The 13,385-nt window shown below is 51.0% G+C and carries 12 protein-coding genes; 7 read left to right on the forward strand and 5 right to left on the reverse strand.

Annotated elements, in window-relative coordinates; translation table 11 throughout:
* Window positions 1-10: 10 nt before the first annotated feature.
* The 3 genes from N24_RS00280 to N24_RS00290 form a co-directional block, all read right to left on the reverse strand.
* Window positions 11-1,333 carry an MFS transporter gene (locus tag N24_RS00280; RefSeq protein WP_096459505.1) on the reverse strand — a complete coding sequence of 441 codons (1,323 nt, stop codon included), beginning with the start codon at window positions 1,331-1,333 and terminating at the stop codon, window positions 11-13.
* A 109-nt stretch (window positions 1,334-1,442) separates the two neighbouring features.
* The gene (locus tag N24_RS00285) at window positions 1,443-1,736 is read right to left on the reverse strand and encodes a Dabb family protein (protein WP_096453311.1); all 294 of its coding nucleotides are present in this window, start codon (window positions 1,734-1,736) and stop codon (window positions 1,443-1,445) included.
* Window positions 1,733-3,382, reverse strand: coding sequence for an FAD-dependent oxidoreductase (locus N24_RS00290; protein ID WP_096453313.1), 1,650 nt, complete (start codon window positions 3,380-3,382; stop codon window positions 1,733-1,735). Before N24_RS00290 ends, N24_RS00285 begins: the two co-directional genes overlap by 4 nt.
* 167 nt (window positions 3,383-3,549) lie before the next feature.
* Here N24_RS00290 and N24_RS00295 point away from each other — a divergent pair, with 167 nt between their 5' ends.
* A complete protein-coding gene (locus tag N24_RS00295; protein WP_096453316.1) occupies window positions 3,550-4,308 on the forward strand; it encodes an SDR family NAD(P)-dependent oxidoreductase in 759 nt (252 codons plus the stop codon).
* 4 nt (window positions 4,309-4,312) lie between these two features.
* Here N24_RS00295 and N24_RS00300 read toward each other — a convergent pair whose 3' ends face one another.
* A complete protein-coding gene (locus N24_RS00300; RefSeq protein WP_096459508.1) occupies window positions 4,313-5,116 on the reverse strand; it encodes an IclR family transcriptional regulator in 804 nt (267 codons plus the stop codon).
* Between the two features lie 81 nt (window positions 5,117-5,197).
* Between N24_RS00300 and N24_RS00305 the strand changes: the two genes are divergently transcribed.
* The 3 genes from N24_RS00305 (at window position 5,198) to N24_RS00315 (ending at window position 9,221) form a co-directional block, all read left to right on the forward strand.
* The gene (locus tag N24_RS00305) at window positions 5,198-7,291 is read left to right on the forward strand and encodes an MMPL family transporter (protein WP_096453318.1); all 2,094 of its coding nucleotides are present in this window, start codon (window positions 5,198-5,200) and stop codon (window positions 7,289-7,291) included.
* Window positions 7,292-7,608: 317 nt separating this feature from the next.
* Window positions 7,609-8,025 carry a riboflavin kinase gene (locus N24_RS00310; RefSeq protein WP_096453320.1) on the forward strand — a complete coding sequence of 139 codons (417 nt, stop codon included), beginning with the start codon at window positions 7,609-7,611 and terminating at the stop codon, window positions 8,023-8,025.
* A 230-nt stretch (window positions 8,026-8,255) separates the two neighbouring features.
* Window positions 8,256-9,221, forward strand: coding sequence for a zinc-dependent alcohol dehydrogenase family protein (locus tag N24_RS00315; RefSeq protein WP_096453322.1), 966 nt, complete (start codon window positions 8,256-8,258; stop codon window positions 9,219-9,221).
* A gap of 37 nt (window positions 9,222-9,258) precedes the next feature.
* Here the strand turns inward: N24_RS00315 and N24_RS00320 are convergent, their stop codons facing one another.
* The gene (locus N24_RS00320) at window positions 9,259-9,900 is read right to left on the reverse strand and encodes a GNAT family N-acetyltransferase (RefSeq protein WP_096453324.1); all 642 of its coding nucleotides are present in this window, start codon (window positions 9,898-9,900) and stop codon (window positions 9,259-9,261) included.
* A 290-nt stretch (window positions 9,901-10,190) separates the two neighbouring features.
* Between N24_RS00320 and N24_RS00325 the strand changes: the two genes are divergently transcribed.
* From N24_RS00325 to N24_RS00335, 3 genes are read left to right on the forward strand one after another with little or no spacing between them, the layout of a single operon-like run.
* Entirely contained in the window at window positions 10,191-11,234 is a 1,044-nt protein-coding gene (locus N24_RS00325) for an amino acid ABC transporter permease (protein WP_096453326.1), read from the forward strand.
* The gene (locus N24_RS00330; RefSeq protein ID WP_096453328.1) at window positions 11,231-12,013 is read left to right on the forward strand and encodes an amino acid ABC transporter ATP-binding protein; all 783 of its coding nucleotides are present in this window, start codon (window positions 11,231-11,233) and stop codon (window positions 12,011-12,013) included. The genes N24_RS00325 and N24_RS00330 overlap by 4 nt, the downstream gene beginning before the upstream one ends.
* A 33-nt stretch (window positions 12,014-12,046) precedes the next feature.
* Window positions 12,047-13,048, forward strand: coding sequence for an ABC transporter substrate-binding protein (locus N24_RS00335; RefSeq protein ID WP_096453330.1), 1,002 nt, complete (start codon window positions 12,047-12,049; stop codon window positions 13,046-13,048).
* Window positions 13,049-13,385: the final 337 nt, after the last annotated feature.

A 13,385-nucleotide genomic window follows, 5' to 3' on the forward strand; every position in this document is an offset into this window, starting at 1 on the left:
AGTTTTCTAATTACAAGCTGCGTGCAGGTTCTTTGGTGTGCTGAACTGCTTGCTGGGTTGGCCACGTACCGGTTGCCTTGAGATAAGGCTCGCCGAGCAGTTTGATATCGGTGAATGCAGTTTCACGTGCTGAGAGCACTGCGATGATTGCCAGCAAGGAGCAACCTGCACCGAATACGGCGACTGGAATCCAGCCGTAGGTGCCGTCGTTAAGCAAAAGGCCTCCGATCATGGGGCCGAAACCGGCCACGACCAGGCCGAGCTGATTGCCCATAGCCATGCCGGTGTAGCGCACCGGTGCGGCGAAAAGTTCTGCGAAGAAGCTGGTCCAGATTCCGTTGAAACCGGAGTACAGGACGGTCATGAATAGGAAACTTGCGCCGAAGACGAGCCAAATGTTTCCGGTGCCAAGGGCCAGGAAGTAGACGAAGATGGTGAAACCGCAGCCAAACATGGCAGTTAGGAGGAGTGGTTTGCGGCCGATTCTGTCGGAAAGGCGTCCGGCGAGTGGCATCATGATCATGGATAGACCGATGGCTGTGGCGTTAACGGCCAGGATGGAGGAGCGTTCAAATCCGCCGTGGCTGGTTGCGTACGACAATCCGAATACCGTGAAGATGGTCTGCATGACAGAGAAAATGGACATCATGAGCACGCGCAGCACGTCTGCACCTTGGTACTTCAACACTTCGCCGGCTGGAAGTTTCTTCTGCTGGTCTGCTACTTCATCTTCAAAGACTGGGGTTTCATCAAGGTGTGTTCGAACCCAGAAAGCGATGATGAGGACTACGACAGATAGAAGGAAGGGGATTCGCCAGCCCCAGCTCATCATTTGTGCTTCAGGAAGTGCTGCAACTGGGATGAAGACCAAGGTGGACAGCACCATTCCGGATGCGTAACCAGTCATGATGAAGGAATTGAAAAAGCCGCGTCGACCTTCTGGCGAGTGCTCCAAGGTAAGAGATGAGGCGCCAGCTGCCTCGGCACCTGCTGAGAAACCTTGAGCTAGGCGAGCGACAACGAGAAGAACAGTGGCCCAAATGCCGATCTGCGAATACGTGGGAAGCAAACCGATAGAAAGCGATGCAATACCCATGATCAGCAGGGTGACCAGGAGAACGTTCTTGCGGCCAAGGCGGTCACCGAAGTGTCCCATGACAAGCCCACCTAAAGGACGAGCGATATACGCGACGCCGAATGTGGCAAACGCTGCGATGGTTGCAATCGCTGGGTTTCCATCTGGGAAAAACAGCTTTGGAAAAACAAGTGCTGCTGCAGTGCCGTAGATAAAGAAGTCGTAGTACTCAAGTGTGGAACCAAGAAATGATGCCAGGGCGGCTTTCTTGGGACTGCGTCTTGCTTCAAGATCTGAACTAAGTGTTGCGCTGTGTGTAGACATGATGTGGTCCTTTTCTTAAACGAAATCAGGTTCTTGAAAGAATTCAGGGAATTTCGAAATCGACGTAGGCGATTTCTTCAGCGTTTGGCAAGGAGTAGGGTTTGATCGCTTCATGCAACGGATGTGTGTTGTACACAGCGATTGCTTCTGTATTTGTGAAATCAGCGATGATGACGTGATCCCACGATTTTTCAGTTTTTAAGATGTCGTGACCGTGGATAAGTTTCAGCAGGCCAGGGATATTGCCTTCTAGTTTTTCAAGGCCTTCGACCCATTTGCTCCGAATATCGTCGGTGAAGGAATCTTTCCACCGGATCATAAGAACGTGGCGGATCATGAAGCATGCGATTCTGCAGGAATACGGACACTGGAAGCAATGGTGCGACCGGCTTGATAAGCCATGGTCATGAGGGGTCCAAGGGTTGCTCCCGCTCCGGGGTAACCAGAAGCATAGGGAGATTCAGTGGCATTGCCAGCGGCAAATAGGCCTGGGATGGGATTGCCATCCACGTCGATGACCTGGGCGTTTCCGTCAGTAGCGATGCCACCACAAGTGCCGAATGCACCGTTAACTACTTCCATTGCGTAGAAAGGACCTTGTTGTAGTGGACCTAGTGACGGGTTTGGCCATGGGCAATCGGAATCGCCCCAGTAGCGGTCGTATTCGGAATCGCCGCGACCGAAATCTTCATCCACGCCCTTGATTGCCATGTCATTGAATCGCTTAACAGTGGCAGTGAGGTTTGTTGCCGGAACGTTGAGTTTGGTGGCGAGCTCCTCCAAAGTTTCTGCTTCGATGAGGTAATCAGGAGTTGGTTGGCCTGATCGGTGATCGAGAATTCCGTAGCGGTCAAGGTAGGACTGATCGAAAATCACATGAGCCGGGGTGTTCAGCGTCTGGTTGTTTGGTGAATCCCATGACTGCAGGCAGCGGGCAAGATCGTTGTAGTTTTGTGCCTCATTGGCAAAACGCTGACCATGCCTATTGATCATGATGGAACCAGGCCCTTGGCGTTCAAAGCGAAGGAGCGATCCGATGGGTTCACCATCACGCATGCCACCGGTAATCGACATCGGTGCCCACCATGCCTCGCGAGTTCCACGGGTGGCTGCACCAATGCGCTGCGCCATCTTCAGGCCATCACCAGTATTGGTTGGTGGGGAGCACATTGTGTACAAGCGAGTAGATAATAAGGAATCGGCAAGCTGGTGATCCCATTCAAATCCACCGGATGCAATCATGACTGAGCCAGCAGAAATGGTGTGCCCTTCTTCTAGCTCAACGCCATCGACTCGCTGCGCATCGCCAAGCAACTTAGTAACGCGGGAATCCACAGCGAAGGTGACATTGAGGCGAACACACGCGGCAATCAACATGGATACCAGCGCGTGGCCCTTGGCTGCGAAACCATCTTCCACACGTTGATTAAGTTCATCCCATGGAAATTTGGTGAATGCTCCCCAGGTTTCATATTCCTGCATTGTGTATGGATGCCGGCCATCAGTGCGTACATAATCAGCCAAATCACCGAGTGACTCACGGTAATTAAAAAGCTGAGGTTCGATGGTTCGACCACCCTGGACCGCGCCGGGAAGGTCTTGGCGATAGTCAGGGAAGTTGTCCAGGAAGAGGAACTTCACGCCCAATTCATCTTCGATAAATTCCAGCATGTCTGAGCCGTGAAGGAGGGCGGCGTCGAGAAGCTCTGCACGTCCGCGCCCCCTGGCAACCGCTTCGACGTACTCGCGGCCTGCTTGTTTGGAATCTGCAAAGCCCGCTTCGCGGGCGTAGTGGTTGTCAACGACCCACAGCATTCCGCCGGAGACAGCTGAGGTGCCACCGAGAAGTTCTGCTTTTTCCAACACGAGGACGGACAGTCCCGCGTGGGCTGCGGTGGCAGCGGCGGTGAGTCCGCCAGCGCCAGAGCCGACGACGATAAGATCGTAGTGGTTGGCCAGGTTGGTAGAGTTTAAGACTTTCATTAAATGTGTTCCCGTTCGCAAGTGGTCGACTATGTGATTTAGATCATTGTTGCGGGGAAAGGGGATTGAAAGAGGAAAACCATTGAATGGAACACTGTGTTCCGTTGAATGGTTTTTAATTAATCGGCGCGGGCTTTTCTTATGGGCTAATCGGTACTCTGCGACTTATGACACACACAGATAAAAGAGTTGAAGGAAAAGTAGCGTTCATAACCGGGGCAGCCTCTGGAATGGGCGCATCGCACGCACGAGTTCTTGCAGCGCACGGCGCAAAAGTTGTGATTACAGACCTCAATGATGAGCAGGGTCAAGAACTAGTAAAAGAAATCGGAGAAGAAAAAGCCCACTACATCCACCTCAATGTCACCAGCTTTGAAGAATGGGAAGTAGCTGTTGAAAAGGCAGTGGAGCATTTTGGAAAGATTGACATTCTGATTAACAACGCCGGAATTTTCTCCTCTGGAAGCGTTGAAGATGCAACAGTCTCAGATTGGGACAAGACCATTGCCATTGATCTCAACGGTACTTTTTACGGCATGAAAGCTGCGCTACCTGCACTGAAAGAGAATTCCACCGCGTCGATCATCAATATTTCATCCATCGCTGGCATAACCGGATTCAAAAACCGAGCAGCCTATTCAGCAGCGAAATGGGGTGTGCAGGGACTAACTAAAACATCAGCGATGGACCTTGGAAAATACAATATTCGAGTAAATTCTGTGTACCCCGGCAGTGTGGAAACACCGCTCACCGCCAACCTCAAGCGCGGATTGGGACAAATTCCACTGGGTAGGGCAGCTCTAGTTGAAGAGATCTCAAATCTCATTTTGTACTTGTCTTCAGATGAGTCCGCATTTGTTACAGGCAGTAGCTTTGTCATTGATGGTGGGGAAACTGCAGGTAACAACCTACGAGATGACCAGTAAATATTTAACTCTGGGGTGACTGCCTAGTTTCACGCGTCACCCTCGAATTCACCTCCGGGACCACTCCGATACGCCGCTGGATTGCTCTGGCGGTGATTTTTAATTGTGGGACTATAAGATTCAAATCTTCCTCACCGATTGGAACAATGACGGTGAGAGCAGCAATCGCAAGCTTCTTCGGGCCAAAAATAGGCACAGAAATACCCGTGGACTCAGGGATGATCGTTCCTAGAGAAGCGACAAAACCATCGATACGTGCACGAGTAAGTTTCTCTTTCAACTGCTCAATGTCCGTGGGAGTGGTATCCGTAAACCGTGTGTGAGCACGACTTAAAAACAACCGTTGCCCTTCTTGTGAACCAAAAGCGAGCAGCACTAAACCAGCCGAAGTAGCGTGCGCAGGCAGCCTACCTGCCACCGAAGTGATGTTGACCGTGTAGTCATCTGGAGTAATTCGCTCCAAATAGAGCACCTCATTACGGTCCAAAATTGCCAAAGACAAATGAACTCGAAGCCCTGCGACCAGATCCTCCATCGGCGGAAGGGCTGCGTCTCTTAACGATTGAACCGGTGAGTTTCGGGAAGCTATTTCCCACAGCCGGTTTCCATGTTGCCACCCACCCTCTGACATTCGAACCACTAAGTCTTCTGCCTCTAACTCTTTCAAAAGCCGGTGCGTGGTTGTGACTGGTAGGGAAGCTTCTGCTGCGATTTCCCGCACGCTTAGAGGGCGGTTGTACTTGGGAAACACAGACAAAAGGCGCACGACTCGCGCGATCATCGATTCGCCAGATGGGGAATTGGCCATGACGCCAATCATATTGGACTTGTGTTAGAAAAATCGCCGTAGACTCAATGGAAACTGTCAACACGGAAAAAGGTTGTGTCCATGACTTCAAGCTTGTCCACCAAGAAAACAGGTAAGAAACCGCCGACTTGGCTGCGAATTTTTCTGCCCATGCTACTGATTTTGCTGTGGTTCGCAGGAGCTGGAATCGGCGGCCCGTATTTTGGCAAGGTCAGCGAAGTCTCCTCCAATGATCAAACGCTTTACCTGCCGGAATCGGCCGACGCGAGCCGGGTGCAGCAGCTGATCGGGGAGTTCAACGACTCGGATGCGGTGCCTGCGGTCGTCGTTTTAGTCGGCGATGATCAGTTGTCCGGGGAAAAGATAAAGCAGCTTAACGACGCTTTTACCCAAGTTCTTGGGATTAACGGCGTAAGTGAACAGGCCTCGCCTTTGATCCCTTCGGAAGATGGGAGGGCATTAGAAGCATTCGTTCCCATTGATTCTTCCGCAGACATCAGTGATGTGGTTGATGAAATCAATGCAATGTTGTCGGAGTCTGTTCCTGACGGTGTTCAGAGTTATGTGACCGGACCTGCAGGTTTTGCCGCTGATCTGGGTGAAGCGTTCAGTGGTATCGATGGCCTGTTGCTCATGGTGGCGCTGGCTGCAGTATTTGTCATTCTCATTGTTGTTTACAGATCTTTCCTACTTCCCATTGCCGTACTTTCAACTAGTCTGTTTGCTCTAACAGTTGCCTTGTTAACAGTGTGGTGGCTGGCTAAATGGGATATCTTGCTGCTCAGTGGCCAAACCCAAGGCATCTTATTCATCTTGGTCATTGGCGCAGCAACTGATTATTCCTTGCTTTATGTGGCCAGGTACCGGGAAGAATTGCGTGTGCACCGGGATAAGTGGGTGGCCACCCTCAATGCATTGAAAGCTTCTGTGGAACCAATTGTTGCATCGGGATCTACAGTGATTGCAGGTCTGCTGTGTTTGTTGTTTAGTGATCTGAAATCAAACAGCACTCTGGGTCCAGTTGCTGCGATCGGCATTGTTTTTGCCATGCTTGCTGCGCTGACATTGTTGCCTGCGATCTTGTTTGCATTTGGGCGAGTGGCTTTTTGGCCTAAACGACCCAAATATGAACCAGAGGTTGTCGCTCAAGAAGATGGCATGCCAAGCAGTGGTGTCTGGGCAAAAGTGGGCGCATTGGTGCAAAAATACCCACGCCGGATTTGGGTAGGAACACTGATTGTATTGATGCTAGGAGTGGTGGCTGTTCCACAGCTGAAAGCAGATGGAGTCGCACAATCAGAGTTGGTGTTGGGCACATCGGCAGCAAGGGATGGACAAGACGCACTGGGTGAACATTTCCCCGGAGGTTCCGGAAGCCCGGTATATGTTGTCGCAGATCAGGGCGATGTTTCCCAAGTGATGGAGGTGTTAGAAGGGAATGAATTCCTGGAGGGAGGGGAGGCGTCGACAAGCGTTGTTGATGGGCAGGTGCTTGTGCAGGCGACGCTGACCGTCGCACAGGACTCCGAGGCCGCGCAGGAAGCGGTGCGCGGGCTGCGCGCTGACCTTGCTGAGCAGGCAATTGATGCGCAGGTCGGTGGTGTAACCGCGACTGCGATTGATACCAATGATGCATCCACGCATGATCGAAATCTGATTATTCCAGTCGTGCTCATTGTGATTTTGTTGATTTTGATGGCGCTGCTGCGCTCCATTGTGGCGCCGGTGCTGCTGATTTTAAGCACCGTGGTGTCGTTTGGAACGGCGATGGGAGTGTCCGCGCTGGTGTTTAATCACCTCTTTGATTTCCCCGGTGCAGACCCTGCGGTGCCACTATTTGGATTCGTGTTTTTGGTGGCGTTGGGGATTGATTACAACATTTTCCTAGCCACCCGAATCAGGGAAGAATCCAAAGCTTACGGCACCCGCGAGGGCATTATTCGCGGGCTGGTTGCCACAGGTGGTGTGATTACTTCCGCCGGATTGGTGCTGGCAGCGACATTCGCGGCATTGTCTGTGATTCCGATTTTGTTCCTCGCGCAGCTGGCGTTCATCGTTGCGTTCGGCGTGCTGCTGGATACCTTCCTGGTGCGTGCATTCCTTGTGCCGGCGCTGTTCTATGACATTGGAAAGAAGATTTGGTGGCCATCCAAGCTTGGTTCGCAAGATAATTAAGGGATATTGAACAGCATGACACCTGGACAAACTGTTTGGGGTCGTGCTGTTTTGAACGAATAACCACCCCCAGGGGTGGTTATTTTTATGCGGTAGAAGCGTTTCCTATTGACGAAGTGTCGTGCATCACTTTAAATTCTATCCATACAGTAAACGCAGTGTTCATTTAATGAACTCAAGGAGGGTTTTGGTTGTGGAACTCATAACTTCAACTGCTTTTGAAGCTCTCCGCTGAGTATTTCGTCAAGCCACCCTCTGAGGTTTGAAAACAATCCAGATTTCTCAAATAAGACCCCGAACAAAACAAGGAGAAGAATATGCACACTTTGACTGGCTACGTCGAACACGGAGATGCCCGCGCACGGGAATTCGGTTTCCCAACGGCCAATATTGCCCTCGAGGGGGAAGACTCCCTGGATGGCGTGTGGGTCGGATTTGTGCGATGCCCTGAGGGATACACCTACCTTTCCACTGTTTCTGTTGGTCGTCGCGTGACGTTTTACGGTGAAGTGGGACGCCTCGTTTTGGAAGCTCACTTGCTGGATTTCACTGGTGATTTGTACGGAAAGCTTCTTGAAGTGGAACTTGTGCACTTCCTTAGGCCACAATTGAAATTTGATTCCGCTGAAGCACTAACCGCGCAGATTCACCAGGATGTCAGAGATACCGTCGCGTGGACTGCAGGGCATACACAATTTGCATCGCCCATGGTCGGAGCGGTTGGGGCGAAGTAGAACCCCGTTTCTTTAAGATCGTCATTAAAAGCGAGTGATCCTTTTAATGACGATCTTGCAGTCTTTTTGGCAAGCGATCATTCCAGCTTTTTAACCGATGAAATCGTCGTGCTAGACGGTGGTCGCATGGCCAAATTATCTGCACCTTGAATAACCGCATGCCTAAACAATGGTGAACAATAGCAAGGAGGTTTCTTCGTCTACACAACGCATTGAAAGGTATCCGCATTATGCCAAGCCAAAATAGGGGAGTGGTTGCGCATCAATTCGGTCAACCGTTGGATGTTTTGCAGATAGAAGATATCGCCACTGTGGATCTTGAACCGAACGCCGCCACAATTCGGATGATTGCTTCGCCGATTAATCCCTCTGATCTCATTCCTGTGACTGGTGCTTATCGGTCGAGGACGGCGCTACCTTTCGTTCCAGGATTTGAAGGCGTCGGTGTTATTGAGGCTGTTCATGCAGAAAGTGATCAATCGCTTCTAGGGAAGCGTGTGATTCCGATTGGTTCTGCCGGGGGATGGCAAAAATTGAAAACCACCTCACTTCGATGGTGCATTCCAGTGCCCGATGACATCAGTGATCTTAAAGCTACCACTGCGTATATCAATCCCTTAACTGCGGTGCGCATGGTTGAAGCACATACTGAAGATTCAAAGATACGTACTGCGGTGGTCAACGCTGCAGGTTCTGCGATTGCTCGCACTTTGGCGCAACTGCTGCGTAACAAGGGGATCCGAACTGTTGGTGTCTTTCGAAAGCCGAAGGCTGAACATGTAAACAGCCAGTGGGATGAGGTGGTGTACACCTCTGAAGGAACGTGGGTTGAACAGCTTAGGGGAGCTGACCTCGCCTTTGATTGTGTTGGAGGAACAGATGGCACCAAGCTAGCGGAATCGTTGAGATACGGTGGCCGGTTTATTCATTATGGTTTGTTGACCGGCCAACCTTTAACACCACAGCTGTGGGAAAATCGACCGGATCTGACAATCGATTTGTTCCGATTGCGAGATTGGGTTCATGTAGCCCACACCCATGAGCTACAAAGTGCCTTTGACCAGGTCTTTGATCTTATTCGCAGCGGCGTGGTGGATACGCACATTCAGGAAGAACTACCTCTTGAAGATGCATTGAGGGGAATTGAACTATCGGTAACTCACGCCTCTGAAGGAAAGATTATTTTAAGGCCTTAAGGTAAGGGAGTGGGAGGGGGCGTCGAAAAGCAATTTTTTAGGCGTGGTGTGGCACCTCCGATAAGGCATGCAATCGGACGGCGGGGGCGGGGTGCCAGCGGGCAGTTTTGGTCTTGGCGCGACGCTGCGCGAGACCGCGCAGTTGATTACGCAAACCAGTGATGTGGGGTCCTGGATTGTCGGGGGCAATGACTTTCTCAAACGGTAGGCTGCCGAGGATTTCAGGATCGGTATTGAGATCAAAAAGGGGTGTGTAACCAAGCTTCAAGTATAGATTTTTGGCTTCTGGCTGGCGGGGTCCGGTGGTGAGATAAATCTGCCGATAGCCACGCTCAGCTGCTGCTTCTTCGAGAGCGCCCATGATGCGCCGCGATAGTCCCTGGCGGCGATGCGCACTCGAGGTCCATACGCGTTTAATCTCGGCGGTTTGTCGGTCAAGATACATGAACGCGCCACCTGCAATAGTTTCCTCGCCGCGTTTGATCAGGAGGAACTCGCCGTAAGGGGCGGTGAAAACAAGCGGTGGGTAAAGATCAATCTCCTTGGGCGCGTCGGCGGGTTTGTTGAAACCCTCGTAGTCCTCATACCTGGTGGTGTACTCAAAATCGAGTTCTTCCAGCATGGGGCGAGCATCGTCGGAATCGATGCGGCTTCTGATGATTCGATCCGTTGGGGTCATGGGTGCTCCTGAAGATTTGTCATATGCTGAGGTGATTTTTGGTCTCAATTTATGGTGCACGAACACTTCTGACAAGCATTCTTTCCATCCAGAATGAAATGATCTGTCTACGTTTGCTAGACAGAGAAGTCTACATATAGTCATGTGGGTCGGTAGTGAAAGAAAACATCGTCCGACCAAAATCTGTAACGCCAAATCCCGCACTAAATGCGCTGGTGACATGCACGAAAACACCTGTAGGGAAACACAAAGAGAACCAAGTTAGATTCAAGAATCAAGGAGCAACCCCCATGACCGTCAAAGTGAAAAATGAGCACCGGGTGTCAGGAGAGGAGAGACAAGAATTAGATGCCAGAGTAAGCCTTCATGAAACTGCCACCATTTCTAAGGTTGTTCCTTTGCGCAACTGGGGACTCTACGTGGTTTCCGCTGTTGTTATCTTCATTTTGGCGCAGTTGGTGTGGTCAGTGATCACCGTAGAGAACTACCGCTGGGATGTTTTTGCCGAGTACTTCTTTAATGATGCGATCCTTCGTGGGCTTCGTTTGACGCTGACACTGACCGTCGTATCAATCGTTGGCGGTTTCGTTATTGGTGCGGTGCTCGCACTATTTAGATTGTCATCATCTGTCATTCTGAATTCCGCAGCTTATGGGTATGTGTGGTTCTTCCGTTCTGTGCCATTGTTGGTGCAGATTCTGGTGTGGTACAACCTGGGATATCTGTATCCAACTATTGGTTTGGGCACGCCTTTTACCACTAATCACTGGTTGTACGAGGTGGATACCACCTCGCTAATCTCTGCTTTCTTTGCAGCTACTTTGGGGTTGACTCTGCACCAGGCAGCGTATTCTTCAGAAATTATCCGTGGCGGAATCCTTGCTGTGGATAGCGGTCAAACTGAAGCTGCTGCAGCCTTGGGCATCCCTGCAACCAGGCGTTTTTTCAGAATTATCCTTCCGCAAGCTGCACGCTCCATTGTTCCCAACGCATTCAATGAGATCATCGGCCAGGTTAAGGGCACATCGGTGGTGTTTGTGGTTGCGCTACCGGAACTTTTCTACACAGTTCAGGTGATTTACAACCGCTCATCCACCCCAATTCCAATGCTCATTGTGGCCGTGGCTTGGTACGCGCTGATCACCACCGCATTGTCCATTGTTCAATACTACGTGGAGCGCCACTATTCCAAGGGCACAGAACGCCAACTTCCACCGACGCCGTTACAACGAGTGCGCACCTGGACAGTTAAAACTTGGCGGTCGCTGGATGATCAAAACTCAAGCGGCACCAGCGACCTGAGAACTTCTGACAAGAAAGTGCAACGACGATGAGCCAGTTAACCCAAACTCGCCAAGGTCTGGTGGAAATCACGAACGTCCATAAATTTTATGGTGAACACGAAGTCCTCAAAGATATCTCATTGACCATCAACCCCGGCGAAGTTGTTGCCCTGATCGGCCCTTCCGGCTCCGGAAAATCCACACTTTTAAGATCCATTAACCATCTTGAAACCATTGATTCCGGATCCATCACCGTGGACGGCGAATACATCGGATACCGCCGAAAAGACGATATCTTGTACGAGCTTCCACAGCGCGAAGTCCTTCGGCGCAGGACACGTGTGGGCATTGTATTCCAAAACTTCAACCTATTTCCGCACCTCACAGCCTTAGACAACATCACAGAAGCGCCAATTGCGCTCAAGCGTCTCAACAAATCGGAAGCCCGCGTCAAAGCCCAAGAGCTTCTGGAATCCGTTGGGCTTGGTGATAAAGGCGACCATTATCCCCGCCAACTCTCGGGCGGCCAGCAGCAGCGCGTCGCCATCGCCCGCGCTCTAGCGCTCGAGCCGGATGTTATGCTTTTCGACGAACCGACCAGCGCCCTTGATCCTGAACTTGTCGGCGAGGTTTTAAGTGTCATCCGTTCCCTGGCGGACAGTGGCAAAACACTGATCATTGTCACCCACGAAATTTCATTTGCCAGGGAAGTCGCCGATCGCATCATTTTCTTATCCGATGGCTCTCTCGTGGAGCAGGGATCTCCCGAAGAGGTTCTAGACCATCCACAACATGAGCGCACCCAAGCATTTATTAACAGCATCCTTTAACAAACCGTTCCAACAAAAAGAGGTAAAACAACCATGTCACTAAGCAAGAAACAAACCGGAGTCGCAATCGGAGCAGCTGCACTGGCAGTCGTTATAGCAGGTGGAATCACTGCAGCCATCGTGAGTGGTGGAGGTGAATCAAATGCGGTAGCGGCAGAAACAACAGCAGCCGATGGATTTGATCTCACCTCCCAAAATGCTGCAGAACGGCCTCGCTTAGACAAGGTAGATGAAGCAGTCCAAGCCCTGGAGGAGAGCGGTTTCCAACCCATTGAAGAAGGAAAGCTCACTGTCGCGACGACCGGTGGTGCCGCACCACTGAGTATTTTCGCATCGGATGACAACTCCACTTTGATCGGAAGCGAAGTTGATTTTGCCCAACTAATCGCAGATGGATTGGGCTTGGAGTTCAATCCGGTCGCCGTGAGCTGGGCAGATTGGCCTCTGGGTGTGTCTTCTGGAAAATATGACATCGTGGCTTCAAATGTCACGGTGACGGAAGAACGCCTCGATATTTTTGATATTGCCAGCTACCGGGTAGACCTGTTGGGATTCTATGTGGCTAAAGACAGTGACATTGAGAAAATCGAGTCCGCGGAAGACATTGAGGGACTAAAGATTGTTGTGGGATCTGGAACTAACCAAGAAGAAGTCCTGCTGCGTTGGAATGACGAACTAGAAGCGGAAGGTAAGCAACCTGCAGAATTGGCATACTACGATGACCAAGCCGCAGCACAGTTGGCACTGCAATCTGGCCGAGTGGATGCTACGTTCGGACCGAACGCGATGGGAGCTTTCGGTGCAGTGAACACCGGCGAAACCAAGCTTGCAGGCCTTGTTCCAGGTGGATGGCCACAGACAGCCAACATCGGTGCGACTACCAAGAAAGACAATGGGTTAATTGAACCTATCGCCATTGTTCTGGAACATGCACTTGAAAGCGGTGCTTATGATGAAGTGCTGCAACGTTGGGCGTTGGAGGATGAAGCGGTAGACACCATTGAAATTAACCCTCCGGGACTGCCTCGTCAGTAGATGCTTTAAGAGGTTCCCAATATGAACCGGGAAACTCTTAAAGGCCTGGAGGGACGATTTTAGCGAGGCCACTTCTTCAGCTCTTTACTTTATTTCACCTGGCGACCAAGAAGATCTCTGGAAAAGGCAAGCTTGGTCAGATATGGCGTTTTCCAGCCCGTCAAAATTGCGGTGGCGACCAAGAATCTTTGGTGTACTCATGGATTTGGTCGTATATGCCGGTCTTGGAAACTACCTCGTCCAGACCGATATTTTAAGGACTGACTTTTGGAGAAAAAGAAACTGGTCATCCTTAAACTTTTGAAAAAACCTTAAAGCCCCAACCTGCTCAGATTCA

The organism is Corynebacterium suranareeae, from assembly GCF_002355155.1.
GTDB lineage: Bacteria > Actinomycetota > Actinomycetes > Mycobacteriales > Mycobacteriaceae > Corynebacterium > Corynebacterium suranareeae.

Coding starts and splice junctions, on each gene's coding strand:
- N24_RS00315 (WP_096453322.1), top strand. CDS start 8,256: ATGCCAAGCCAAAATAGGGGAGTGGTTGCGCATCAATTCGGTCAACCG.
- N24_RS00330 (WP_096453328.1), top strand. CDS start 11,231: ATGAGCCAGTTAACCCAAACTCGCCAAGGTCTGGTGGAAATCACGAAC.
- N24_RS00325 (WP_096453326.1), top strand. CDS start 10,191: ATGACCGTCAAAGTGAAAAATGAGCACCGGGTGTCAGGAGAGGAGAGA.
- N24_RS00310 (WP_096453320.1), top strand. CDS start 7,609: ATGCACACTTTGACTGGCTACGTCGAACACGGAGATGCCCGCGCACGG.
- N24_RS00295 (WP_096453316.1), top strand. CDS start 3,550: ATGACACACACAGATAAAAGAGTTGAAGGAAAAGTAGCGTTCATAACC.
- N24_RS00305 (WP_096453318.1), top strand. CDS start 5,198: ATGACTTCAAGCTTGTCCACCAAGAAAACAGGTAAGAAACCGCCGACT.
- N24_RS00290 (WP_096453313.1), bottom strand. CDS start 3,382: ATGAAAGTCTTAAACTCTACCAACCTGGCCAACCACTACGATCTTATC.
- N24_RS00300 (WP_096459508.1), bottom strand. CDS start 5,116: ATGGCCAATTCCCCATCTGGCGAATCGATGATCGCGCGAGTCGTGCGC.
- N24_RS00320 (WP_096453324.1), bottom strand. CDS start 9,900: ATGACCCCAACGGATCGAATCATCAGAAGCCGCATCGATTCCGACGAT.
- N24_RS00335 (WP_096453330.1), top strand. CDS start 12,047: ATGTCACTAAGCAAGAAACAAACCGGAGTCGCAATCGGAGCAGCTGCA.
- N24_RS00285 (WP_096453311.1), bottom strand. CDS start 1,736: ATGATCCGCCACGTTCTTATGATCCGGTGGAAAGATTCCTTCACCGAC.